This window comes from Hahella sp. CR1 (assembly GCF_029813005.1).
In the GTDB taxonomy this organism is placed as follows: Bacteria; Pseudomonadota; Gammaproteobacteria; order Pseudomonadales; family Oleiphilaceae; genus Hahella.
In genome coordinates, this window is the sequence record NZ_JAPELK010000012.1 from 1 (window position 1) to 24,437 (window position 24,437).

The 24,437-nt window shown below is 53.3% G+C and carries 27 protein-coding genes; 14 read left to right on the top strand and 13 right to left on the bottom strand.

Annotated elements, in window-relative coordinates; genetic code table 11:
- The first annotated feature begins 115 nt into the window (after nucleotides 1-115).
- Nucleotides 116-763, top strand: a complete 648-nt coding sequence (locus ONV78_RS24315) for a hypothetical protein (protein ID WP_279507040.1) — start codon at nucleotides 116-118, stop codon at nucleotides 761-763.
- Nucleotides 764-1,122: 359 nt separating this feature from the next.
- Nucleotides 1,123-1,437, top strand: coding sequence for a hypothetical protein (locus ONV78_RS24320; RefSeq protein ID WP_279507041.1), 315 nt, complete (start codon nucleotides 1,123-1,125; stop codon nucleotides 1,435-1,437).
- Nucleotides 1,438-1,752: 315 nt separating this feature from the next.
- On the opposite strand, the gene ONV78_RS24325 is transcribed toward ONV78_RS24320, so the two are convergent.
- Nucleotides 1,753-2,496, bottom strand: a complete 744-nt coding sequence (locus ONV78_RS24325; RefSeq protein ID WP_279507042.1) for a transporter substrate-binding domain-containing protein — start codon at nucleotides 2,494-2,496, stop codon at nucleotides 1,753-1,755.
- 402 nt (nucleotides 2,497-2,898) lie between these two features.
- Between ONV78_RS24325 and ONV78_RS24330 the strand changes: the two genes are divergently transcribed.
- Nucleotides 2,899-3,183: a hypothetical protein gene (locus tag ONV78_RS24330; protein WP_216740430.1), complete on the top strand. Its 285-nt coding sequence runs from the start codon at nucleotides 2,899-2,901 to the stop codon at nucleotides 3,181-3,183.
- A 153-nt stretch (nucleotides 3,184-3,336) separates the two neighbouring features.
- Nucleotides 3,337-4,110 carry an ABC transporter substrate-binding protein gene (locus ONV78_RS24335; RefSeq protein WP_279507043.1) on the top strand — a complete coding sequence of 258 codons (774 nt, stop codon included), beginning with the start codon at nucleotides 3,337-3,339 and terminating at the stop codon, nucleotides 4,108-4,110.
- Between the two features lie 17 nt (nucleotides 4,111-4,127).
- On the opposite strand, the gene ONV78_RS24340 is transcribed toward ONV78_RS24335, so the two are convergent.
- Together ONV78_RS24340 and ONV78_RS24345 are read right to left on the bottom strand one after the other, a co-directional pair.
- Nucleotides 4,128-4,481, bottom strand: coding sequence for a hypothetical protein (locus ONV78_RS24340; protein WP_279507044.1), 354 nt, complete (start codon nucleotides 4,479-4,481; stop codon nucleotides 4,128-4,130).
- A gap of 144 nt (nucleotides 4,482-4,625) precedes the next feature.
- Nucleotides 4,626-5,597: a helix-turn-helix domain-containing protein gene (locus ONV78_RS24345; protein ID WP_279507045.1), complete on the bottom strand. Its 972-nt coding sequence runs from the start codon at nucleotides 5,595-5,597 to the stop codon at nucleotides 4,626-4,628.
- 127 nt (nucleotides 5,598-5,724) lie between these two features.
- Between ONV78_RS24345 and ONV78_RS24350 the strand changes: the two genes are divergently transcribed.
- Nucleotides 5,725-6,129, top strand: a complete 405-nt coding sequence (locus ONV78_RS24350; RefSeq protein WP_011397836.1) for a rhodanese-like domain-containing protein — start codon at nucleotides 5,725-5,727, stop codon at nucleotides 6,127-6,129.
- The gene (locus tag ONV78_RS24355; protein WP_279507047.1) at nucleotides 6,122-6,613 is read left to right on the top strand and encodes a GNAT family N-acetyltransferase; all 492 of its coding nucleotides are present in this window, start codon (nucleotides 6,122-6,124) and stop codon (nucleotides 6,611-6,613) included. Before ONV78_RS24350 ends, ONV78_RS24355 begins: the two co-directional genes overlap by 8 nt.
- 160 nt (nucleotides 6,614-6,773) lie before the next feature.
- Here ONV78_RS24355 and ONV78_RS24360 read toward each other — a convergent pair whose 3' ends face one another.
- Nucleotides 6,774-7,076 (bottom strand): TfoX/Sxy family protein, encoded by a 303-nt coding sequence (locus ONV78_RS24360; RefSeq protein WP_279507048.1) that lies wholly within the window; start codon nucleotides 7,074-7,076, stop codon nucleotides 6,774-6,776.
- 144 nt (nucleotides 7,077-7,220) lie between these two features.
- Here ONV78_RS24360 and ONV78_RS24365 point away from each other — a divergent pair, with 144 nt between their 5' ends.
- The 5 genes from ONV78_RS24365 to ONV78_RS24385 all read left to right on the top strand — a co-directional run bounded on the left by ONV78_RS24365 (nucleotide 7,221) and on the right by ONV78_RS24385 (nucleotide 10,540).
- The gene (locus ONV78_RS24365; protein ID WP_279507049.1) at nucleotides 7,221-7,844 is read left to right on the top strand and encodes a hypothetical protein; all 624 of its coding nucleotides are present in this window, start codon (nucleotides 7,221-7,223) and stop codon (nucleotides 7,842-7,844) included.
- A gap of 63 nt (nucleotides 7,845-7,907) precedes the next feature.
- Nucleotides 7,908-8,234 carry a hypothetical protein gene (locus ONV78_RS24370; RefSeq protein WP_279507050.1) on the top strand — a complete coding sequence of 109 codons (327 nt, stop codon included), beginning with the start codon at nucleotides 7,908-7,910 and terminating at the stop codon, nucleotides 8,232-8,234.
- 86 nt (nucleotides 8,235-8,320) lie between these two features.
- On the top strand, nucleotides 8,321-8,902 hold the full coding sequence (locus ONV78_RS24375; protein ID WP_279507051.1) for a macro domain-containing protein: 582 nt from the start codon (nucleotides 8,321-8,323) through the stop codon (nucleotides 8,900-8,902).
- Between the two features lie 129 nt (nucleotides 8,903-9,031).
- Entirely contained in the window at nucleotides 9,032-9,718 is a 687-nt protein-coding gene (locus ONV78_RS24380) for a hypothetical protein (protein ID WP_279507053.1), read from the top strand.
- A 282-nt stretch (nucleotides 9,719-10,000) separates the two neighbouring features.
- A complete protein-coding gene (locus ONV78_RS24385; RefSeq protein WP_279507054.1) occupies nucleotides 10,001-10,540 on the top strand; it encodes an Hsp20/alpha crystallin family protein in 540 nt (179 codons plus the stop codon).
- A gap of 86 nt (nucleotides 10,541-10,626) precedes the next feature.
- Here ONV78_RS24385 and ftsH read toward each other — a convergent pair whose 3' ends face one another.
- Nucleotides 10,627-12,486, bottom strand: coding sequence for an ATP-dependent zinc metalloprotease FtsH (ftsH, locus tag ONV78_RS24390; protein ID WP_279507055.1), 1,860 nt, complete (start codon nucleotides 12,484-12,486; stop codon nucleotides 10,627-10,629).
- A 310-nt stretch (nucleotides 12,487-12,796) separates the two neighbouring features.
- Here ftsH and ONV78_RS24395 point away from each other — a divergent pair, with 310 nt between their 5' ends.
- On the top strand, nucleotides 12,797-13,540 hold the full coding sequence (locus ONV78_RS24395) for a L,D-transpeptidase family protein (protein WP_279507056.1): 744 nt from the start codon (nucleotides 12,797-12,799) through the stop codon (nucleotides 13,538-13,540).
- 39 nt (nucleotides 13,541-13,579) lie between these two features.
- Here ONV78_RS24395 and ONV78_RS24400 read toward each other — a convergent pair whose 3' ends face one another.
- The 4 genes from ONV78_RS24400 to uvrY form a co-directional block, all read right to left on the bottom strand.
- Entirely contained in the window at nucleotides 13,580-13,876 is a 297-nt protein-coding gene (locus ONV78_RS24400) for a hypothetical protein (protein WP_011397826.1), read from the bottom strand.
- 246 nt (nucleotides 13,877-14,122) lie between these two features.
- Nucleotides 14,123-14,701, bottom strand: coding sequence for a CDP-diacylglycerol--glycerol-3-phosphate 3-phosphatidyltransferase (pgsA, locus tag ONV78_RS24405; protein WP_279507057.1), 579 nt, complete (start codon nucleotides 14,699-14,701; stop codon nucleotides 14,123-14,125).
- Nucleotides 14,694-16,532, bottom strand: coding sequence for an excinuclease ABC subunit UvrC (gene uvrC, locus ONV78_RS24410; RefSeq protein ID WP_279507058.1), 1,839 nt, complete (start codon nucleotides 16,530-16,532; stop codon nucleotides 14,694-14,696). Before uvrC ends, pgsA begins: the two co-directional genes overlap by 8 nt.
- A 103-nt stretch (nucleotides 16,533-16,635) precedes the next feature.
- On the bottom strand, nucleotides 16,636-17,295 hold the full coding sequence (gene uvrY, locus ONV78_RS24415) for a UvrY/SirA/GacA family response regulator transcription factor (RefSeq protein ID WP_011397823.1): 660 nt from the start codon (nucleotides 17,293-17,295) through the stop codon (nucleotides 16,636-16,638).
- 508 nt (nucleotides 17,296-17,803) lie between these two features.
- Here uvrY and ONV78_RS24420 point away from each other — a divergent pair.
- Nucleotides 17,804-19,360 carry a bifunctional GNAT family N-acetyltransferase/carbon-nitrogen hydrolase family protein gene (locus ONV78_RS24420; protein WP_127969946.1) on the top strand — a complete coding sequence of 519 codons (1,557 nt, stop codon included), beginning with the start codon at nucleotides 17,804-17,806 and terminating at the stop codon, nucleotides 19,358-19,360.
- Between the two features lie 56 nt (nucleotides 19,361-19,416).
- On the opposite strand, the gene ONV78_RS24425 is transcribed toward ONV78_RS24420, so the two are convergent.
- Nucleotides 19,417-20,709, bottom strand: coding sequence for a flavohemoglobin expression-modulating QEGLA motif protein (locus tag ONV78_RS24425; RefSeq protein ID WP_216738073.1), 1,293 nt, complete (start codon nucleotides 20,707-20,709; stop codon nucleotides 19,417-19,419).
- Nucleotides 20,710-20,760: 51 nt separating this feature from the next.
- Nucleotides 20,761-20,952: a hypothetical protein gene (locus ONV78_RS24430; protein WP_279507059.1), complete on the bottom strand. Its 192-nt coding sequence runs from the start codon at nucleotides 20,950-20,952 to the stop codon at nucleotides 20,761-20,763.
- Between the two features lie 50 nt (nucleotides 20,953-21,002).
- Here ONV78_RS24430 and ONV78_RS24435 point away from each other — a divergent pair, with 50 nt between their 5' ends.
- On the top strand, nucleotides 21,003-21,305 hold the full coding sequence (locus ONV78_RS24435) for a hypothetical protein (RefSeq protein WP_279507060.1): 303 nt from the start codon (nucleotides 21,003-21,005) through the stop codon (nucleotides 21,303-21,305).
- 1 nt (nucleotide 21,306) lies between these two features.
- Here ONV78_RS24435 and ONV78_RS24440 read toward each other — a convergent pair whose 3' ends face one another.
- Nucleotides 21,307-21,861 (bottom strand): hypothetical protein, encoded by a 555-nt coding sequence (locus tag ONV78_RS24440; protein WP_279507061.1) that lies wholly within the window; start codon nucleotides 21,859-21,861, stop codon nucleotides 21,307-21,309.
- Between the two features lie 522 nt (nucleotides 21,862-22,383).
- The gene (locus ONV78_RS24445; protein WP_216738070.1) at nucleotides 22,384-24,297 is read right to left on the bottom strand and encodes an EAL domain-containing protein; all 1,914 of its coding nucleotides are present in this window, start codon (nucleotides 24,295-24,297) and stop codon (nucleotides 22,384-22,386) included.
- Nucleotides 24,298-24,437 lie beyond the last annotated feature (140 nt).

Consider the following 24,437-nt stretch of genomic DNA (forward strand, 5'->3'; position numbering starts at 1 on the left):
ATTTAAAGCCCTCATTTGGCGCTGCTGGTAGATTTAAATTGCCAAGCTATGAAATGTATATTCTGGATCACTTAACAAATAGCACTGAGGAGTTTATGGGGAGGCTGTTAGACTAATGGGATCAAATGTGAAGTTTTCCTTTAAAGTTTCGGAAAGAAACAGAAATGGTTATTTTTTGTTTAAAGATTATATGGATAATTTAGGCATAGAATATGGTGGGAGCTGCACTGAGTATATTAAAGGTGGAGAAATTCTGGCTGGAGAACCTGAAGGAACATTTATGGAAGACGATTTTGACTTTCCAGGACTGGTTGATTTTTTTTCTAGTGGCAATAGGCAGCTTATATCCGCGTGGCAAAAAGATGAGTATGAATTTGAACTTGGAAGCGTAGAGTATGGTGGCGAACTATATTTTATCTTTCTTATTTCAGATAGATACTTTTCTAGCCTTGGTTGGTGTTTGGAGGAGAAAGGAGAGTCTTATGTTATGTTTTTTTTAAAAATGTTTGAAATTTTCTGTGGTACTTCTGGATATCTTCTAACAGATGCGACATTTATTGATTTTTTGAGGCTTTTTTCATCTGGAAAAGATGTCCAGCCATATAGTAGGAAGCTTATTCCTCGATTGGCTTTTAATGATTTTGGAAATGAGATATCGTATGCGGAAGAGACAACTGCCAAGGGGGTGAAAATATCTCTAAACGGTTTCTACGGAGCGCTTAAGGGTAACAGCTTAGAAGCTGAGTTTTTTGGCGCTATATAGTATTTTAACCTGTTGCTATTAACCCGATACAGATATATGGTCATCCCTACAAATTTTAGATATGTCCATTTAGCGATTTTCGACTTTGGTTACACTCACTGCTTAAGTTGAAGTGTAATGTGGATGTGTAAGCTCTTACTCAAAGCGGATCGCGAAATTGAAAGAACCTGCCAGCACCCATAATGTTTCAGTTATTCATTTTACCGTAGGTAGTGGATTTTTGAAATTAATAACAAGTTTTCAAGTGTTGTAAAATATATGCTTGTTAATAACCTTGTGACACTGTTTTTTGTCTGAGGTGGATTGTATTTTCGAGAAGTATGAAAAATTTTTGAATGAATTTACTGAGTGTCAATTATATGAAAATAAATGTAACTGTAGAACTTGATTTTGATGAGCATAGTATTCCAGTTATTGAATTTTCTGAAGGGGATGTATTCAAAGTAACAGTTGAGCCTAATAATGAAATTTTCATTGAGGGAGATAAAGCCGGACTGACGGCATTAGCAAAAATCATTTTATCGACAGCAAATACACCTGGTTACCATAACCATTTTGAAGAAGAGCTCCACTCTAAGTTTTTTAACTCGAATGGTAGTAGCCTAACTATATCCAATTCTGAGCCTATTAAGAAATCAGAGAGAACAACAAATATTCCCCCGCCTCAATGGTAAAAAGTGTGCTCAAAATTCTGTAATACAACACGAAGTCGCTTCTATGAATGTTTCATCCTGCCAAGGAGGAAATGGATAAGAACCCGTTGTCCTGCCAGCGATCCTCTACCCGACTGTGCGAAGTGCTGCAATGCCATGATACAAAGCACTGGGGACAATGTAGCTAGGGAGTTCTTTGGGGGGAGCTACGGAGTAAATCACCCTTGACTTCCTGTTCAGCACTGAAAGTGGCGCATATAGCTTTACTGATAATACGTGCTCTAATTTTTAGTGGATTGCCTTGAGCGCATAACTATCAATAATTTATTGGCGTCTCTAATCAGAATAAGCACTTAAATACTTGTCATAACTCCCGTCCGACATCATCTCTTTCAGCGCAGCGTCAAATTTGTCCCGTAGGTCGGTGAGGTCTTTCTTTTTTGAGAAGGCGATGTAGCTGGGGACGCTTTGGATGGAGGGGGTGAGTTCTTTGAACTGGCCGGCGAAGCCGAGGTTTTTGAACATCGCCAGGGCGGTGTATTTGTTGCTGATGAGCAGGTCGATGCGTCCGGATTCGAGTTTTTTAACGCTTTGTTCCAGATTGGTGGTTTCGGAGATTTGTTTGAACATGCCATTTTTACGGGCTTCGTCGAAGGTGCTGCCGTAGCTGATGTCGCGCACCACGCCGATTTTTACGTTGGCGAGGGCGGTCAGGTCGCCATTGAAGCTGATGTTGCTGTCTTTTTTGGCGAACAGGACGATTTCCTGTGGCATTAATACCACGTTGGAGTAATACAGGAATTCTTCACGCTCGGGAGTTTTGTACGCAGTGAAAATGGCGTCGGCCTGTCCGCTTCTTACCATCTCCAATGAACGAGGCCAGGCGTTCAGGCGGATGCTGGTGTCCATGCCCACACGGCGAAAGGCCTCATTGACGATATTCACCACCAAACCTTGTACTTCATCTTGTTCCTGATACTGATAAGGAGGGTATTGCAAGGTGACGAGTTCCACAGTCTCTGCTTTAGCTAAGCCTGACATCATCACGAGGCCGATTAACGCCAAATAAAGTTTTTTCATAGCCGGTCCATGTTGAAAAGTAGCGAGTTGTTTTCTTTGCTGTAAGTATAGAAATAGATAGCTCAAGGCGACGGGATTATCCAATTGCTGTTCAAATTCCGCGCTGGGGCGGTTAACTTTTTCGATATTGCCTGCTATTTGACCTGTTTTGCGGCTTTGGATATCCACACAACCTGTGGATATCTCTTTGGAAAACGCTGGCTTCCCTTTATTCCGTAGGGCTTCCGGGAATTTTTACAATTTATGATCAGTGTTATTTTTATACAGACGCGCCACGTCTGACGCTTGTTATTGGGTTGTTGGGAAGGCGTTGCGATTTCGAGCGCCCAGCAGCGCAATTGCCCGTACGCCAGAACCTTGCCATCATGACTTTGAAATACGTTTCCACAGAGGAGAGAGAGGATGACGCTGAAAGAAAAAGCGACCCAGCATATTCTGGAGATCTATCGTGATAACTATGATGACGATAAGTCCGATGAGGAGATTCTGGCCTTTGATCCGAATGAATATGAAGTGGACCCGGAAAACTTCTATGAAGACGTGCTGTACTCTTTTTTCGGTATGGGAACGGATGTTGATATTCAGGGCGGCACGGTTCAGGAGTTGATCGATCAGGTGGCTGCGAAGTGGGACGGCTCCGATATTGATCGAGACTGGATGGAAAACGCCATGCCGGATGATTTTTAAGGCCAGGCTCGCAACAGGTCGCCCGATGCTTATCAGTGTGGGCGACTATTTTTTCAATTAAGCGGCGGCGCATCTCCAAGCTCATTGCCGCCTCTTCGCCGACCGTCTAAGCTTATCTTTACAGACCAATGCTTCTCTGAATGAAGGAGTCTTATGGCGGTATTCCTAAGGTGGTTCAGGGGATTTGCGGTGATTATCCTGCTATCGTTCGCGATGGGGGCGGGGGCGAAACCGCTTATCGTGGTAGGGACGCCTGAACTACGTTATCGAATGGAGATAAACGGCGTTTTCACGGGCATCGATGTTGAGATCGTCAGGGCTATTCTCAATGACTTGTCGATTGAGCATGAATTCCAACTGATAGAGTCCGGCGCCCGAATAATTCGCGAAGCCCATCAGGGCCGAGTGGATATGGTGATGAGCTTTTCTTTCAAAGAAGAGCGCGCCGAATATTTGAACTATCCTCAGGCAGCCTATAAAGACCTGAGCTGGCACTTCTTTGTTCTCAAGGACAATCAGCCCTATATCACTTTCAATACGCTGGAAGACCTTAAAAACCTGCGTATTGGCGCCGTGAATGAGTGGGCGTATACGCCGGAATTCTGGAACTCTGATTTGAATATCGTCAAGGTGAGTCGCCATACCCTGCTGGTGGAGATGCTGTTGAACCGGCGCATAGAAGCCGCGCCGATGAATACCCAGGAGGCGCTTTACGACTTGCGCCAGAGAGGCCTGGATAAGCTCATCACCTATCTGCCTAAGCCCCTGGTCAGCCGCCCTTACTACAACGTATTCGTGAAGGCTTCCGTGCATCCGGAGATGGCGCGACTGCAAGCCGGCTATGACCAGTCGCTCAAGAAACTGGAGGCGTCCGGCTTTGTGGCGGATGTCTTCAAACGTTTCCTGGGACAATTCCCCCTGGAGTGACCTCGCTGCGCAAGCCTTTATCTTTGCGGAGTGTCTTCCTGGGGCTCGTTGATATTGAAATGCTTGTAGTAGTAAGTGGCCCACCTGCGGAAAAGACTGTCCTCAGGATAGTCGTTCGACACCATCTGTCGCTCAATAAATTGTTGCATGGCGCTGATATCGGCGTTGTTCAGAGCCATGCCATACCAGCGATGTAGCTCAACTGCTTTTTTGGCGATGGACATTTGGTTATGTCTCCCCGCTGCTTCGATGATTTTTCCTGACATGATGTAAAGAGAAGCGCTAAGCCGAGTGCGTTCCTCTGAAGGGGTAAATGCGGCGAACTGCTCCGTGTTGGCGACCGTTACTTTAGAAATGAAATTTTTTATCAAAACGAAGGTTCCCCATAGAAAACGTCGGAGTTTCTGGGTAAATCCGTGTACGAGCAGAAAAATGGTGTCTAAATAGAGTACGGCGGATAAGGGCGTAAGCGTATTCGTAAGGTTACCGAAAATGTGGGTTCGTTCTAGGTAATACTACGTAACACTCTCGCTGACCATGTCCCCATTCACCAGCGGACTAAAGTTCTTCCTGTGCAATGTCGGCGTGATGCCGAATTCTTTGCGGAAGTGGTGGCGCATGGTGGTGGCGTTGTCAAACCCGGAGAGGGCGGCGACTTTCTCGATGCTGTAGTTTTGATTTTCCAGAATCTCTTTGGCCAGATTCAGGCGTTGATGGGTTAGCCACTCCTTCGGCGTGATATTAAAGTCGGCGCGAAATTTCCGGTCGAAAGTGCGGCGGGACATGCTGGCTTTCTGGGCGAACAGATTGATGTCGATGGATTTATCCAGGTTGCGTAGCGCCCAATCAATGGCGTTGTGGAACTGACTGTTGTTTTCCGGCACGGGCGTTTCCGCGAACTGCGCCTGGCCGCCTTTGCGGTGGGCGGACAATACCATGCCCCGCGCCATACGGTTGGCGACCTTATAACCGTAATCGTCGCGAATCACTTCCAGACAGAGGTCTATCGCAGCGGAACTGCCCGCCGAACAGCCGATCACGCCATCGTATACATACAGCACGTCATCCACATAGTCGACACCGGGATAGCGGCTTTTGAACTTGTCGCCGTAGCGCCAATGGGTGGTCGCCTGTCGCCCTTCGAACAGTCCTAGTTCCGCCAGCAGAAAAGCCCCGGAGCAGAGAGACAGCACACGTTTGCCCTGTTCGTAGAAACGCGTGACGGCGTTGGCGATGGGGGCGGGAATGTCAGTGAGCTGGGTAGGCCAACTGGGGATGACCAGGGTGCTGAAGGCATCGAGATTCTCCACCTGGCGGGCGCAGATCTGAAATCCGGAGGTAGTCGTCAGCGGTCCGGGAGTGAACGAGACGAGATCGCACTGATACCAGTCTTCGATGCCCGAACGGGGCAGTGCGAACAGCTCCACCGCGCAGCCCAACTCAAAAAACGCCACGTCTTCAAACGCCAGAATGGCCACGTTATGCATCGACTATCTCCTGTTCGTCTCTTTAATAGAGGTTGGCTTGATATTAACGAACAATGTCTTTCAAGCCAATGGCGGATTGACATTGGAAAACCAATAATGATCACGCACTAACCCAAAGGAGAATCTTATGTCATCTGTTGTATCCAGAATTCCCGCCGCAGACAGCCAAACCGCCTTGGCGCATTTTCAGGCGTTGTTGCAGTTTGAAACCGACTGCTGGGACGTTCATCACGCCATCAGCAACAAGCGTCAGGATTTTGTACTGTTGGACGTGAGAGGCGATGAAGCCTATCGCAAAGGCCATATCGCCGGCTCCATCAGCCTGCCATATACGCGTCTGAACGAGCAGAATCTGGCGGCCTATCCTGCGGATACCTTATTTGTGGTGTACTGCGCCGGCCCGCACTGTAATGCGACGGAGAAGGCGGCGATCAAATTGGCGAGTCTGCAACGTCCGGTCAAAAAAATGATCGGCGGCGTGACAGGGTGGATTGATGAGGGCTTCACTTTGGAGACGGATGCGGATGCCTAGCGACAATCCCTGCGTCATCCGTCCGGCGCGCCTGGAGGACGGACCGCGCCTGCTGAGCATGATGCGGCAACTGGCCGAGTTTGAAGGCTATGCTGAGGACTTCGCCGTCACGTTGGAGGAGTTGGAGCGACGTTTATTCGTCAATCGCGATTTCGGCGTCTATGTGGCGGAGTCGGATGGTCAGGCGGTGGGCATGCTGGTGTATTACAGCTTGCCGTTCACCTATGACCTGACGCTCTGGATCTACGTCAAGGAGCTGTTTATCGAGCAACAGTATCGCTACCTGGGGCTTGGCGGAAAACTGATGGCGGCGCTGGCGCGGGAGTGTCTGCGTGAAGGGGGGCGCAAGATTCGCTGGGATGTCCTGACCACGAACGAGCCGGCGGCGATGTTCTATCGCTCCCAGGGCGCGAAGTGCGAGGATAACTGGCGCATATTCAGCCTCAATGCGTCGGATATTTCCAAACTGGCCGGTTATGCATGAAGGTAGTTGCGTGGCGAGCATGTCGCCATATGAGTTCTCAGGCGCATGGATGCGCTTTAACTCTGACTCGGTCGCAATGCTTCATCTATATTAGCTGTGGCGGCTTTGGTAACAGTAGTTGTAATCGCTTTATTAACTGAGTAACCGTGGCTGCGCCCGGTTAATCCTGCTCCAGATTCAATCCTTCCTCGCGCAGTACTTCCTCCAATTCCCGATAGCCCTCCAGCTCCATTAGTAACCGCGTCTTTTCTGACTTGGCGATTTCCATCCAGTGGCGATCTTCCACGGCGCCGACCATGGCGTATAAAAAGTTAAGACTGGGTTTGGCGGCGCTGGCTTGCTTCAACTTCAGAAACGTTCTGACCGGACCGATTTCCCTGAGCTTTTCCGGCGTATCGACGCCGATGGCGATGAGGTCTTTTTCTGACTTGGGTCCAAGCCCTTTAAGGTCTCTGAGGCGCATAATAATGATGTCTCTGAACAATGAGGCGGGACGCCCGGCGGAGTCATACTATCACCTTTTCGCCCGAACCCAGGAATAGGGCTATATTTGAATCGTTGACTAAAGAAACGCTGCCGCAGCGCGGTTTATAAATGAGGCCAGTTCATGGAGATAGCCGTTCATCTGCCGGATGTAACGCTGCTTGATATGTTACGCGTACGCTCTATCTATCCCATCGCCGCGATTGGGCAAACAGTGCAAAAAGGGCAGGTGATCTGCAGATTGAATCTGGCGGTCGGCGAAATCGATCTGGTGAGCCCGGAAAGCGGGCGACTGGAATATTTGGATGTCTACGCGCTGGAAAAGGTCAAACCTGAGCGTCCGCTGTTATTTCGCGTCGGCTCCATTCAGCAGAACCGGGTGAACACGGAGGCCATCGCCAGAGATATCTGGCAGAGCCTGCTCAAACTGTTTGATCAGCGCACGCAAACCATCAAAGAGGATATCAAGCGGGACAAAACCGCGCGCTGGGCGCTGCCTTTGTGCTTTTTCGCGTTCTTTCTGGTGGCTTGGGCTCTGGCGGAATCCGTGCAGCATTTTTCCGGCGACACCGCCGCCTACAAAATCGCGTTGATCTTTCCTGCGGTTTCCTCGGTCGGTGTGCTCATTTCGTTGGTGGCCCCGATTTTTCTTCGCAAACAAATACGCGACAGCGAAGGGCGTCTGGCCCGGCTGATGCAGCTCGACATTATTCGCCGTTGCCGGGATACGATCGCCATTCTGCAATAGAGCGCGCGCAGTGGAAGTAAAAAGCGCTTTTCTTTGATGCTGTATTTATATACAGTATTCTGCATGAGAAAGAGAAAACCCATCAGAGCTGAGCTGGAAGAGTGGCGCTGTAAGAAGTGCTGGCTGGGCGTATTGCGGGCCACTGACGATCACCCGGAGTTGCGGGACTATCTGACCCAGATGCCCGAGTCCATTTACCATGTGCGTTGGCCTCACGCCTGTTCCCATTGCGGTTATGTCTACGACTGGTCCGACAGTTGCCCGGTGATTTTATACGGCGGACAACGCTGGGTGCTGGAGAAGGCGGTTAACAAGAAGCTGTTCGCCTTGCTGGAGCACCTGAAGCGCGCCAAGGACCTGGAGAATATGCCGAGTGGAAATCTGTGGTGACTTGTTGCGGCTGATCGTCTACATTCCACCCCCTTGCGGCCCATACTGGGTCGTCTAAAGGAGGTTGCATTTTTACCATTCAATTAGTGGCGTACAGTCTGGATCTGTTTTACGCCTGGAAACGCCAGTTTGATGGGCTGGCGAATGTAGAAGTCGTCGATGGCGATATTCTGAAACAGGTCGCCGACGCTATCGTCAGTCCCGCCAACAGCTTCGGTTACATGGACGGCGGTCTGGATCTCAAATACAGTCAACACTTTGGTTGGGAGCTGGAAGCGAAAGTACGTCAGACGCTGGAGTCTGAGTTTTTCGGTGAGATCCCCGTTGGGCAGGCGATTGTTGTTGAAACCGATCATCAAAGTATTCCTTTCCTCATTTCCGCTCCCACCATGCGCGTTCCTATGGACGTTTCGCATACCGCTAATGCGTATCTGGCTTTCAAGGCGGTGCTGCAAGCGGTGATTCGTCACAATCAAATGAACGCACCGGGCGGCCGTCAGATTCGCTCTCTCTTATGTCCCGGTCTGGGAACCGGCGAAGGACGTATGCCGGCGCATCGTTGCGCGGCGCAAATGCGTAGAGCGTATGAGGTGTGCGTGAAAGAGCGATATGAAACTCAGGGCGGGCTTGCGGCGGCGGTGAAAGATCACATGGCGCTGTTGGAGTAGGCGCTTTACCGGACGCTCTGAAAATGACGGCGACATGATGAATTTTTAATGGCGGGTTTGATGGCGTCCAGGCGCTTGGGCTTGTATTGTGCAGTGAGCTTATATTCAGCCATATCAAGGAGTTGTAACGTGGATAACCGCAATACCCAGTTCATAAGCGATCCCATTGCGTTTCTGAACAACAATACGATCAATCATCGCTGGTTCGATGAGCATATCCAAAGGCGCAATAACAATCCGCAGGGCGTATCCATGGCTGAAAGGGCCGCAGTGGACCTGTTGCCGTACACGAAAATGGGAAGTTTCGATTTACAGCCCGCCGCGACGCCAGTGGGCGGCCGACGTCAATCCAGATTTGCGGTGATCCACGACCACCCTGCGAATGACAGCGCGTTGACCGGCTACTGGTGTCCCTATGTCAACGGCGCGGGACTGCCGGGATTTGTCGATGTGCCGAGGCATAATCCTCAGCATCGATTCGTGTTTACCGCAGCGATGAACGGTTGCGCCTTCTTCATTACCGAATCGCCTCTTGGCGGCGCTTACTTTCGCGTCTATCACCACCAGCATCCCGGCAATGTCGGCGTCAATAACCTGATCAGCGCCGTGACGCCCAGCGTCATTTCGGTCTTCGATTTCAGTCAGTATGGCAATGACAATCTGCCTGGCCTTAATCTTCCTGTGGCGTTTAACTTTCTGTACTACCGCAACAGTGGTTGGGTGGTCGTCAGCCACGCCACCGCCATGGACGCCCATACTGGCGTCGTACGTTTTGATCCCGCCAAGCCGACGTTGGTGGCGGACACCTTCGTATAAATGAAGATAATCGTTCTCCCGTAGACGCCCGTTCTGCGGGAGGGCTTTAATGCTTTGATGGAAGTGGCATTTTTTCTTACTGGGACGTTATAAAAGATTGCGCTCAGCGCGGGATTTGATAGTGATTAATCGACTAAAAACCAGTTGATCTCCATCAAGATTCAACCTGCCTTCAGCACCCCAGAACACCTCGCAGCGTTACACTGTGTCTGAGTCGACGCCCGCATTTGACGGCGCGTCGGCGACGCATTTATCCATGGAAAGAAAAGCGAGGAGGTCGATATGAACCTGAAGAAATGGTCTCCCTGGAACTGGCTGCACCAGGAAGGTAAAACAGCGAGCGAAGTCCCTGTCAGTTCACGTCAATCCAGTAACTATCCCATGGCGAGGTTCCGCCAGGAAATGGATCGCCTTTTCGATGACATGCTGCACTCCTTTAAATATCCCGAACTGCCGGAATTTGGCCTGGGCAGGGAGTGGGCGGGCTTGCTGAAGCCCAATCTGGATATTTCCGAAGGCAAGGAGTTCTACAGCATCAGCGTCGAGCTGCCGGGCGTCTCCAAAGACGACGTAAAAGTCAGTCTGGACGGCCAACGGCTGACCATCAGCGGCGAAAAGAAGCATGAGTCGGAAGAAAAAAGAGAGGATTATCACTGCGTGGAGCGCAGCTACGGCAGCTTTATGCGTATCCTCACTTTGCCGGACAACGCCGATGGCGAGCGTTTGTACGCCAACTTCAAGAACGGCGTATTAACGTTGAAAGTGCCCAAGGCCGGCGAAGTCACGGTGAAAGGCAGGGAAGTGGAAATCAAAGGCGACTAGCGCACCTCTGAACAACATTGGCGCCGCCGCAGGTAGTTTTTCAGCGGTTCCCTGGCGAATTCTCGCCAGCGGTCCCACTCGGGGCGTTACGACGCCCCGGTTTGCAGGCATTCGTCTATCTGCGCCTTGTGCAGCGTCTCTGAGCGCTCCAGCAATGACACCAGTTTGTCCAGCCTTTCCCGGTGCGTGCGAATCAGCTCGGCCGCGATGGTTTCCGAGGACACCAGCAGCTCGCGCACGGCCTTGTCGATGATTTCCGCTGAGAACTCGCTGTGGTGGTGCGGCTGGGCCATTTCGCGGCCGAGGAAAGGATGTTCTTCGCTGTCGCGCAGATCCACTGGCCCCACCTCTTTCGACATGCCCCAACGACTGACCATGGCGCGGGCGAGCCCCGTCGCCTGATGAATGTCATCGTCAGCGCCGGTGCTGACGCTGCCCAGCAACTCACGCTCGGCGATGCGCCCCGCCAGCATCACAGCGAGCTTGTCGCGCAGATACTCTTCCGGGTAAGTATGCCGCTCCTGCAAGGGCATTTGATGGGTGCCGCCCAAACTGCGTCCGTGGGGGACAATGGAGACTTTGTACAGCGGATCGGTATTGGGCAGATAATAGGCCACCAAGGTGTGCCCTGACTCATGTACGGCGAGACGATGCTTCTCATCCGGCGGAATGATCAGAGTGCGCTCCGCGCCCATAATGATCTTATCCCGGGCGATATCGAAATCCAGACTGTGTACATGATCCCGATTTTCCCGCGCAGCCTGAATGGCGGCTTCGTTGATCAGGTTTTTCAGATCTGCGCCGGAGAACCCTGGCGTCCCCGCTGCGATCTGGGGGAGATTGACGTCGTCCGCCAGAGGAATGCGTTTGGCGTGAACCTTGAGAATCGCGACGCGGCCTTCCTGATCCGGCAAATCCAGGGTGACGTGACGGTCAAAGCGACCGGGGCGCATCAGCGCCGGGTCCAGTACGTCCGGGCGATTGGTGGCTGCCAATACGATGACGGCGTCGTGCCCGGCGAAACCATCCATCTCCGCGAGAATCTGGTTCAGGGTCTGCTCCCTTTCATCATGGCCGCCGCCATAGCCTGCGCCCCGGGTGCGGCCGACGCTGTCGAGCTCATCAATGAAAATGATGCTGGGGGCGGTCTCTTTGGCGGTTTTGAATAACTGGCGCACCCGCGACGCGCCGACGCCGACGAAGACTTCAATAAATTCAGAGGCGGACATGGGATAGAAATTGACGCCCGCTTCTCCGGCCAGGGCTCTGGCCAGCAGCGTTTTACCGGTGCCGGGCGGCCCCATCAACAAGACGCCTCGTGGGGCCAAGGCGCCGACGCGGTGGAAGCGGTCCGGATCGCGCAGGTATTCCACCAGTTCCTGTACTTCCCGTTTGGCGTTAGTTTGTCCGGCGACCTCATCGAACGTGGTGTCCGGCTTCTGGCAGACAAACTGGGTCTCCAGCCGCTTGTCGAAATCGAAGGCGCCGCCCCGGCCGGAAAAGTTGCGGAGGGTGCGCCGGGACAGCCAGAACAGAATGATCATGAACATGATCCAGGGCAGGTAGGACAGCAAAATCACCTTGGAGCTGCTGGCGTCGTGACCCTCTTTCACTTCCAGTGGAATATTCTGCTCCTCCAGCTCCGCCAATATGGCCTCATTGCCGAAATCCGGCAGTTGGGTCAGAAAGCGGGAGTATTGCCGCCGCTGCTCTGGAAACATGCGTGGGGTGATGAATTTGCCGTCAAGTTCGCTGCCGCGGAGGGTGACGCTGCCAATTTGCCCTTCCCGCAACAGCATCTTGAATTCGCTGTAGGGAAGTTTAACAGCGGGCTCCGGACGGTCGCGCATGGAAGGCAGGTAATAAAGCATCAAAGCGACCGCCAGGGTCCATACAACCCAGTTCAAAGGCAGCTTCTGTGGTGGTTGAGGATCAGTATTGCTCATGTGCTGTCCATTAACTCACTGATTCAGTACTCATCATTATCGATAGAGGTTTGCGCCGCGTTGACGCAGCGCAGCTTGTCGCCACTCAGATCCGGCGCGACAGCCGCTGTTTGATCAGACTTCAGAAAACGCGACTGCCCCTCACTTTGAATATAGCAGTGCGGAGGAGTTTTCGGCGTTAACGACGCGCATAAAGTTGAGGCCGGAAGAATGAGATGAATGAGTTGAGGCGGATGATGCGAGTCATTATGATCAGGCGGCTTAAAGATCATGTTGGCGTCCGATAGGGCGACGAGCGGAAGAGAGCGGTATGTCGAAGAAGTTCAAGTTTGTCATGGTGGGCGTATCGCTGGCGGCGACATTGGCCCTGACCTGTTTTTATAAGTTTGGGCGCTCAATCTGGGTTCCTCTGTACCTGGATTTGAAAGGAAGACGCACGCTGGATGACGTGGTGCGTAATATCGGCCCAGTGGTGGAGCCCGGCTTGCAGGCCGCATTCGCCAAGGCGGGCGTGGCGTATCCGCCGCAACACATAACCCTGCTGGCGTTTAAAGAGGAGAAACGATTGGAGTTATGGGCGGAGCAGGATGGCGCCCAGGTTCTGGTCAGCGCCTATCCCATTCAGGCCGCCAGCGGCGTCGCCGGTCCCAAGTTACGCGAAGGCGACCGACAGGTGCCGGAGGGCTTTTATCGGATCGAAGGCTTCAATCCCAACAGCAGTTTCCACCTCTCCATGAAGCTGAACTATCCCAACCCGTTTGATCTTGAACACGCCAGGGCGGAAGGGCGTACGTCGCCGGGCGGGGATATTTTCATTCATGGCAAGGCGTCATCCGTGGGATGTCTGGCGATGGGCGACCCGGCGGTGGAGGATTTGTTTATCCTGGCTAATCGAGTGGGGGCAAGCAATATTGATGTGATCATCGCGCCACAGGACTTCCGGCTGCGTACTTTGGCTCCGCCTCAGAACGCGCCGGCGTGGTTGCCTGGGCTGTACCAGGATATCCAGCAGGCGCTGCGACCTTTCGCCGTCAGCGACGTCAAATCCAGTTAAGCTAAGGTTTCGATGTTACATGGAGCGTCGTCAGACGCTTCAGTAAGGCGGGTCCGGCTCCGCGTAGGAAACGATGGTTTCGGGGCAGACTAGCCATAGAAACCACTCGGCCATATCCACTTTTTTGTCCACGAAAGAACCGAAACTCAGGCCCAGACAACGAAACGCCTGTTCAAGTTCAAGAGGGGAAAAATCGCGGTCGACGACTATTTTACGTTCGCATCTACCGTGAGCTTTGGCCTCCCTGACCATCTCCCAGATCATCCATGAGTTTTCGAAACTGTCGATTACCGCCTTGGCTTTGGCGGGTTTTAGTTTGCTTATCGCGTCCTTCATATTTGCGCACCTCTACACCCTTATCTCTAGTCTTGGTCAAATAGTGAGGTTTCGCCAGTTTTCCAGGGGAGTTTTTTGTTACATCAGATTGGCGACCAGGCGCTTTGTTATCGGCCTGTTGCGGTTTTGCGGTCAGGTGTTTCTTTGTGCAGAGGGAGCGATGATCAGGTAACCAGCGGGTAACGTTCAGAGCGTCGCGGAGGTCTGGCGCAAGGGGGCGAACAGACCTCCGGACAGGATGAGGAATCAGGAATCCCGGGTCAGTTCCGGCCAGGCCGCCCGCAGATAAACGAACATGGACCAGAGCGTGAGCAGGGCGGCGATATAGAGCAACGCCAAGCCAGCCCAGGCTTCTTTCATTCCCGGCGGAAATGCGAGCAGGGCGGTGATGGCGAGCATCTGACAGCTGGTTTTGACTTTGCCGATGAAGTTCACGGCGATACTGGCGCGTTTGCCCATTTCCGCCATCCATTCCCGTAAGGCGGAAATGACGATTTCCCGTCCAATGATGACAATGGCGGGAGCGGTAAGGGCCAGGTTGTGATGAGCCTCCACCAGCATGGCCAGCGCCACCGCCACGATGACTTTGTCCGCCACCGGGTCGAGAAACGCGCCGAAGGGCGTCATCTGGTTCCAGCGTCGGGCCAGATAGCCGTCCAGCCAGTCCGTCGCCGCCGCCAGGGCGAAAATCGCCGCCGCCACCACGTAATTGCCCTGAAAGGGAAGGTAATAAATCACGACAATGACGGGGATCAGGACAAGTCTGCCCAAGGTCAGGATGTTGGGGAAATTGAGAAAAACCGACTTTTTTGAGCGTTTATTCATGGAAGGCTGCATAAATTGTTTGAGCTATCACTTCACTAATGCCAGGCACGCGCTTGATTTCCTCGAGGCTGGCTCGTTCTATATTGCGCACGCTGCCGAAATAGTTGAGCAGGTCCCGTCTGCGTTTGGGACCAATGCCGGGCACGGCGTCCAAAACCGATTGCGTTCGCTTTTTATTGCGCTGGTTCCGGTGTCCAGTGATCGCAAACCGGTGAGCCTCATCCCTGATCTGCTGAATCAGATGCAGAGCGGTGGAGTCGCCCGGCAGATTCAGGATCGAATTATCCGCGGAAATGAACAAGGTTTCCATGCCGGGTTTCCGCGTTACGCCTTTGGCGACGCCAATCAGCGTGACGCCGGTGATTTGCAGCTCGTCAAAGACCTGGTGCGCGATACCGAGCTGCCCCTTGCCGCCGTCGATCAGAATGATGTCGGGTAGACCGACATCGCTGTCTTTCAGCTTGCTGTAGCGCCGCGTCAGCGCCTGCTCCATGGCGTGATAATCGTCGCCGGCGGGCACATCCTTGATATTGTAACGGCGGTACAGATCCTTGATCGCCCCTTCCGGTCCGAACACTACGCAGGACGCGACGGTCGCCTCGCCGAAGGTATGGCTGACGTCAAAACATTCCACCCGCTTCACGGAGGCTTCCAGGCTCAGCGCGTCGCAGAATGACTGCCAGCGCTGCAATTGCGCGTCCTGCGACTGCATGCGCGTGCTCAGCGCCTGATTGGCGTTGGTTTGCGCCAGATGCAGCCACTCCGCCCGGTTGCTGCGCACATTGTGCTCGATCCGCACGTTGCGATTGAAGACTTCTTTAAAGGCGGCTTTGAGCGCGTCCTTGTCCGTCAGGGCGACAGAGGTGGTGATTTCCTGAGGCAAACCGTAAATTGCGTGCTCGCCGAAGTAGTACTGATTGAGGAAGGAGGACAATAAATCGCCGTCATCGCTCTCCAGTCTCTCCGACAAATAAAAGGACTTGCTGCCGACCACGCGGCCGGCGCGAATAAACAGTCCGTGCACCACCACCAGCTCCAGTGATGAAGAGAGTGCGAAGGCGTCGATGTCGCGCGCCACGCCTTCAATCGCCTGCTGCTCCTGCACCCGACGCAGATAGTCCACCTGATCGCGCAGCACCGCCGCCCGCTCAAAATCCAACTGCATCGAGGCGGCTTCCATCTGCTGGATGGTCTCGTTGATGATTTCCGGGTTGCGCCCCTCCAGGAACATGGTGGCGTGGGACATATCCTCCGCATAGCTCTGCGAGTCGATCAACCCCACACAGGGCGCGCTGCAACGCCCGATCTGATGTTGCAGGCAGGGACGGGAGCGATTGCTGAAAAAACTGTCTTCGCACTGGCGGATGCGGAAAATCTTCTGCAGCAGCGCCAGACTTTCGCGCACGGCGGCGGCGCTGGTGTAAGGACCGAAAAAGCGGCCCTTGCCAGACTTTTTCTGGCGTACCCGGCGGAAGGTCAACGAAGGGTAGTCCGAGTCGGACGACAGATAGATATAGGGGTAGGATTTATCGTCCCGCAGCAGAATGTTGTAGGGCGGCTTCAGCGTCTTGATCAGGTTCTGTTCAAGCAGCAGCGCTTCGGTTTCGCTGTGGGTGATGGTAATTTCAATGTCGGCGATTTTCTCCACCAGCGCGCGGGTCTTGATGCTGACGCCGGTGTTGCGGAAGTAGCTGCTGACGCGGTTTTTCAGATTGCGCGCCTTGCCGACGTACAACACCTCACCGCGGGCGTCCATCATGCGATAGACGCCGGGATGCGTGGTGAGTTGTTTGAGAAAAGGTTTAGCGTCGAAAATGGATTGCGATTCCACCGATCAGAGTTTTCCGTCGGATTGCTGTCAAATGCGCCGTTTTCCGCCAGTGCGGAACGGCGCCCGGGGCTGGCGACGTTTTATATCGCCAGAGTCCTTAAGTTCAGGTTTTCAGGCTGCCGACCTGATTGGCGTCGAGCATACCATGCCGGATGGCGAGAAGGGTGAGTTCAACATCGCTGTTGATGTTCAGTTTCTCGAAAATACGATAGCGGTAGCTGTTGACCGTTTTCGGGCTCAGGCAGAGTTTGTCGGAAATTTCCTGCACCTTATGGCAATTCACGATCATCATGGCGATCTGCATTTCCCGCTCGGACAGACTTTCGAACACGTCGCCTTCTTCCGCGTCGAACGGACGCAACGCCATTTTCTGAGCGATGTCCGGGCTGATGTAACGCTGCCCCGCATGCACCACGCGGATGGCTTTGACCATCTCGGTAATATCCGCGCCCTTAGTGATGTAAGCGGAAGCGCCGGCTTTCATGACCCGTGAAGGAAACGGGTCGTCTTCACAGGCGGTGACCGCCACCACTTTTACGCTTTCATCAATACGATGAATGCGGCGCATGGCTTCCAGCCCGCCAATACCGGGCATACGAATATCCATGAGAATAATATCGATAGGATGCTGGCGGACAATACTGACCGCTTCCTCGCCCGAGCGGGCTTCCGCGACTACTTCAATACCGTCTTCATCTTTTAACATTCTGGACAAGCCGGCGCGCACCAGCTCGTGGTCATCAACAATTAACACCCTGATCAAAGTATCACCTCGCAGTCTTCCTTGTTGATCCTTGTTCGAGCCGACCGGGCGTAAATTCCCAAAACACTCGCAAATCTCAACAGAGCTAAGGCGCTCATTATAAAAAACGTGTAACTAAAACGATAGACGAAAAAGTCGGCTACCTTTAGACATTATCACGATATGAAATCGCTGTCGGATTAAATTTGCATCCGCCATTTTAAAAGCGCCGTCGACCACTTGTATGGCGATAGATTCCGCATATTCGAATGAATAAATATCATCGATATTTGTTGCAGGTTTTGATCAAAAACACAGCGCCTTCACGTATAAGTATAGGTTTGGAAAAGCGCGACTAAAATGAGACGACGTGCGCAGGGAGCTTAACGTATATTAATCTGAATATTTGGACAACTTTATAAGTGATTGTTTAAATAAAGCTAATTTTCATCGAAAGCGCTTCCCTTTATCCAGTCGCGCATTGTCGCGGAGGCAGGGAAGTCGAGATAACTAAAAACTGGGAATGGATATGAAAGACGACAAAATCAAAGAGGAAAGCCTTGATCATCACTTGATACTGCGCCACCTGTTATTGGCCGATTACAACGACATCAAGGAGGTGATGGACAAGGTCTATCACAACCTGGGCGGCGCCTGGACCAAACGTAAATTTCGCGCGCAGCTGAAAACTTTCCCGGAAGGCCAGATCTGTATCGAAGACAACGGCAAGGTGGTCGCCGCGGCTTTCTCGGTAATCATCGATTATCACAAATTTGGCGATCAGCACACCTATGATGAGGTCACCGGCGACGCCTATCTTACCACCCACGATCCCAATGGCGATGTGCTGTATGGCGTGGATGTGTTTGTTGATCCGGACTACCGCGACATGCGCCTGGGGCGTCGTTTGTATGAAGGTCGCAAAGAGCTGTGCCGCAACCTGAACCTGCGCGCCATCGTGGCAGGGGGGCGCATTCCCAATTATCAGTCCTACGCGAAAAGCATGACGCCGGAGGAGTACCTCGAAGCGGTCAGTCGTAAAGAGGTATACGACCCGATTCTGACGTTCCAGCTGTCCAATGATTTCATGGTGAAAAAAATCATTACGGGTTACCTGCCGGAGGACAAAGAGTCCAAAGGCTACGCCACCCTGTTGCAGTGGGATAACCTGAATTATGAGCCCGGCGCCAAGCAACTGATCGGCGCCGCCAAGACCACTGCTCGCGTCGGTTGCGTGCAGTGGCAGATGCGTCAGATGCGCAGTGCGGAAGAGGTGCTGCAGCAGGTGGAATACTTTATCGACGCATTGTCGGACTACAAGTGCGACGTGGCGTTGTTCCCCGAGTTTTTCAACGCGCCGCTGATGGGGCTGGAGCGTCATGCTAATTCCATTGACGCCATCAAGTATCTGGCGGGCTTTACTGACAAGATGCTGGAGGAAATTTCCCGCCTGGCGGTCAGTTACAACATCAACGTGGTGGCTGGCAGCATGCCGGTGATCGAAGACGGCGAACTCTATAACGTCGCCTACATGTGTCGTCGCGACGGCGGGATTGAATCCCAATACAAACTGCATCCCACCCCCCATGAAAAGAAAGAATGGACCATGCAGGGCGGCGATGCGCTGACGGTATTCGACACGGATTTCGGCAAGGTGGGCATCCTGATCTGCTACGACGTGGAGTTCCCGGAACTGGCGCGTCTGCTGTCGGATCAGGAGGTGGAGATTCTATTGGTGCCGTTCTGGACCGACACCAAGAATGGTTATCTGCGCGTACGTCGCTGCGCCCAGGCGCGGGCGATTGAAAACGAATGCTACGTGGCCATCGCCGGTTCGGTGGGCAACCTGCCTCAGGTGGACAGCGTGGATATTCAGTACGCCCAGTCAGCGGTATTTTCGCCCTCAGACTTCGCATTCCCCCACGACGCCATCATGGCGGAAACCACCCCGAATACAGAGATGACGCTGATCGTCGATCTGGATTTGAACAAGCTGCAGGAACTGCAGAACGAAGGTTCCGTGCGTAACTATCTGGACCGCCGCCGCGATCTGTATCGCATCGAATGGCAGGGAGAGCAGGAGTAGCCGTCGGGCTACTCCGGTTTGATCAAATCGGGACCGAGAGAACCGGGAAGAGCTGACTACAACAGGTGTTTGTAGTCAGCTTCCAGCTGGTTGAAGTTAAGCTGCCCGATAAAGCGGGAGAAGCTCATCCAGGCCGCCAACCCTTTCAAATCCTGGAAGAAGGGTGGCACATAGCGGGGCGCGGTAATGACGCCTTGCTCCTCCAGATCATGCAAGCTGGCCAAATCATCCAGTACGATCTTGCCGCAGAACAGCATGGGCAGGCGGTCGATCTTGCCCCTGGCGAAGGCCAGACGCAGGAAGTTGTAAGTCAGCACAAAGCCCTTGATGTAGGTGATGTCCTTGGCGAAGGGGCCCAGATTGGGAGTGCTGCCGCGAAACACCCTGGCTGCCAGGGTGAAGCTCTCGTCCTCGCTGATGCCTTTCTCACACAAGTAATGAAACACATCGTTAAAGGTGGCTCCGTCCTCGGCGAGAGTCACTGCGCGCACCCGATTGATAAGCTTGAACAGGCGCGTCGGGCCGGAGCGCAGAGTAAGAATTTCACTCAAAACGGCAAGGCCTTCCTGGGTGATCGTCGCGGAGGGCGGCCCTTTGCTCAGAAAGGTGCAGTAGGGCTGGCTGCCGCCGTTGAGGGTGGTGCCGAGATGCACCCAGCCCTCGTGAACTTCCAGTACATCCACGTCTTGTTGATTGAACAGGGCGTCGTTGCGGATCTTGATGTAATCCGTGCCCGCCGCCGCATCTGCGGCGATACCGTCGGAGATCATGACGCGAATACCGGCGCCGACGAAAAAGTTGGACAGGCGGGCGTTCAATTCGTCCACCACATATTGCGCGGGTAAATTCTTTTCCGACTCCTGCATGGAGTTGTCTTTTAGCAGATTGGACAGGGTCATCTCCATCATTTCCCCTAGCTCCGCCAGAGTGGGATCACCGGCATGGAACGCGTCGCTGGGGGAGCCGTACAGTTCCTGGGAGATATAGCTGAACTCCGGCGTGCCCCGCGCTTCCAGCATGCGCACCACCATCTGATATTCCCGGCATACGCGGCGCATGATCTGGGTGACCGGGTTCATTTGCCCCAGTTTTTTACTGATCTCGCGTTCTATCTCGTAGAACTCGGCTTTTTTTGCGGCGGGATCGAAACCCAGCGGACAGTTTTTCTGGTAGTACTCAAGGTCCACCTGGGGCGCTTTTTTGAAACCGGAATCAAAAAACTGCTGACGGATCGACGGCGACCATTTGATGGCGTCCAGGATGCGGATCGGCTTTTGCGCCTCCACGATGCGATCAGAGAGCGATTTCAGGGTTTGGAGGTACGACTCTCCCATTTGATTGGACGGCATAGACTCTGTGAGTTCCTCTTGTTGGACGGCTGCTTTCCGGTCGAGTTGGCGTCAGGAAGAATGCGGCGCCTCGCGCGGTCCGGCAGTTTCGATTCTAGTGGCGTTTCCGGCTTCGCGCCAAGCCAATTTATGCGTTTCGACGTGGCCGATCACCCAAACCGTGGTGAAGGCCGCGCACGCGGTGGCGTAATCGCCGGTTTGTCTGTAATCTTCTTTAAATACGTGCGCTTGCGCGCGCGCCAAAGGGTTTCCGCCGGGGCCTGGGAGTCCGGCGCTATGGGGAGTTCAAGGGGATGAGCACAACGCAGTATGCAGATAGTCTGAGAGAATTTCTGGTTCGGAAGATTGTTAAAGCGGAAAGAGAACTGCAGCAACTGAAGATGGACTATTGCCGGTTCATCTACGGTATTTCCCATCGCACCAAGATCAAGTTCGAAGGCGGCGTTTATCTGGTGCAGTCCGTGGACCTGGACTCCATGCAACGCCTGGATAACGGCGAGTGGGGGAAACCTTGCGTCACCGCGACCAGACTTGACGGCGGGGAAAGCGAAGGCGCCTCCCCCAGACAGATTCCTTCCCAATGGGAACTGTGCTGACTCAGGCCACCAATCCCCAGGCGTTGATGCTGTTGAACAAACTGCACTCTTTGGGAAATTCCTGGCTGTACAGCCACTGCTCGGCGGCGCAATGGCCAGCGACGTACATCTCTGTGTGTCGGTGAGACTGCGCCCGCTCAATCAATTCCAGATCGTTGTCGTCATGACCCGGCGCGCCCAATCCTTTGGCGATGAGATAGCACTGCATCTGCAGGCGCTGACGGTCGCTGCACTGAAAAAACTCCGCGGCTGCATCCGCCGCGCCCTGCAGATAGTCCAGAGTATGTTCGAACAGTGCAGGGTGCAGCAGGATATCCGGGGCGAAGCCGTTCAGGCGCATTTCCAGCACCTGGGTTGACCAGAACATCTGCAGTTGTTTGATGGATTCGGAGGGCGCGCAGGAACAGCGCGGATCTTTGCGCACGGAGTTGACGCTGAGGTTGCCGAGGACGACGTGTTCATCCGCGTCCTTTTTCATGGCTTCAGTCAGACTGTATATCAGGCAGACAATAAGACCGAACAGTATTGCCTCCATCCCGTGGATCAGCCATTGCATAAATTGAAGTATCCCTATTATTAACCAGGCAGACAAATAGCTCCCTTCTATTTGTCTGCAACGACAGGTCCTGCACATGTCAGGCCCTGTCTCCCGCGGCTGGCCGCCGCACAGGCGCATCCATGCGCCTGATTATCAACATGCCAATATCATCGCCATGTTAATAAAAGACTCACTGGCGGCTAAGCGCGCAGGGTGATTTCTTAGTTTCCGTCTCTTTTACTGCTTTGACCTGTCAGCGTTTTGTCCTTGCTCGTGCGGTGTCGGTATTCCGCCTGGCGTCAGCAACGTATGCTTATAACTGCTGGTAATCAAGTTATACGAATCGCATAAAAGCGCCTGTGATCCAGGTGACATTTTGTTTTATGTCGAAAGGATTAGGCTGAAACTGTGAAGAACCGCATGCGAGATTCGTTAACCAGGACGACTTATTGGCGCGCCAGACAGAGTGCCAGCGCGCTCGGGGCATGAAGAGTAAATAAGAGAAGGTAAGAGAAGAGTAGCGAAGAAGAGATTGACGGCTCAGGCGGTCTGCTTGAGCTTGTGCTCGTTCAGATAGATGTAGAGATCTTCGAAGGACAGAGGCTTGCTGAACAGATAACCCTGGGCGAAATCGCATTGATTGGCGATCAGGTATTCTTTCTGATCGGCTGTCTCCACGCCTTCCGCTACGACCTTCAATTGCAGTTTGTGGGCGACGGCGATAATCGCTGAGGTGATTTCCATGTCGTTGCTGTCCTCAGGAATATCGCGCACGAACTCCCGGTCGACCTTCAGCGCATTCACCGGCAGCTTTTTCAGATAGCTGAGTGAAGAATATCCGGAACCGAAGTCGTCGATAGCCAGACTGACCCCAGTTTGCTTGAGGCGCTTCAGTTTGGCGGTGACGGCTTCAATATCGCCCATCAACATGCTTTCGGTGACTTCCAGCTCCAGCCATTGCGGCTCCAGGCCGGTTTCGTTGAGCACTTCCTCAATGCTTTGCTCCAGTTTCGGATCATCGAACTGACGCGCGGACAGGTTGACGGCGATTTTGATGGCGGAGCCGGTCAGGTCCTGCAGCATTTTCATCTGCATACAGGCGTTTTTCAGCACCCAGCGGCCAATTGGATTGATGAGGCCGGTTTCTTCCGCCACGCTGATGAAACTGTCCGGCATCACCAGTCCCTTGCTGGGGTGGTGCCAGCGGATCAGCGCTTCGACGCAGACGATTTTGCCGGAGGCCAGATTGACCTGGGGTTGGAAGCCGAGGGTGAATTCCTCGAACTGTAGCGCGTGGCGCAACTCCTGCTCCATCAGCAGTTGTTTGAGAGCATGAGCGTTCAGCTCTTCCGTATAGAAGTGATAACGGTCGCGGCCATGCTCTTTGGCCCGGTATAGCGCCAGATCCGCGTTCTTCATCAGCACGTCCGCGTTGGCGCCGTCCGCGGGGGCCAGGGTGACGCCGATGCTGGTGGAAACGATCACCTCATGTTTCTTGAGTTTAATGGGCTCCTTGAGCGCTTTCAGGATCTGCGTGGCGACAGGGGTGACGGAAAACGTGTCGACGATATCGGTCAATAGCACGGTGAACTCATCGCCACCTAAGCGAGCGACGGTGTCTTTGGCGCGCACGCAGTTTTTCAGACGTTGCGCCACGGTTTGCAGCAGACTGTCGCCAGCGTCATGTCCCAGAGTGTCGTTGATGCGCTTGAACTGGTCCAGATCGAGAAACAGCAGGGCGATTTGTTTACGATCGCGGCGGGCGGCTTTCACCGCCTGTTCCAAACGGTCCACGAACAGGCGACGGTTGGCGAGGCCGGTGAGGGAGTCGTACAACGCCATTTGCTGCATTTTGCGGTTGGCTTCCTTCAGCTCACTGACGTCCACCCCGGAGATCACATAGTTGGTGACGGTGTTGTCGCTGTCGCAGACGGTGGAGACCGTCACCGCCCACCAGAAATCATGGCCGTCCCGGCGACGGCTTAATACTTCGCCTTCCCAGCCATCGTACAGAATCTCGCTTTCCCAGATCTGCTCCTGCGGTTTTTCCTCTTCCACGTCTTTGGGATTGAGGATGTCGAGGAAGCGGCCGCGGGCTTCTTCCTGACCATAGCCGGTGACATTGACGAACTTGTTGTTGACGAATTCGATGCGGCCAAGACGGTCTGTGATGATGATTGAACAGCCGCTGTTAGTGACCGCGCTGCTCAGCTTTTTTAACTTGAAGTCACGCTCATGCAATGCTCTGACCTTGGCGGAGAGCTGACGATTGAGGCGGATTTGAATCAGGGATAAAAACGCGAAGATAACAGCAATGCTGAGGGTGGTCAGAATCGGCCAGGACAGGCTTTCGCCCTCAAAGTAATACAGCGAAGCCAAGTGGATGGTTGCGACGCTTCCCAGCATAAGCAACGAGATAGGTAGTACGTTCCAAAACTCACCATGTTTTCGCATGTATCTGCATCTCTGTGTCCAGGTTCCATCCGGTAACCTATTGCGGGCCTCTTCTTAAGCCTCCCAGTGTAGAAGCTGGCCTCAGGTTGCTATAGTCAGATTTTGTAACCATCGTAACCATATGTAAAGCGACAAAGCCG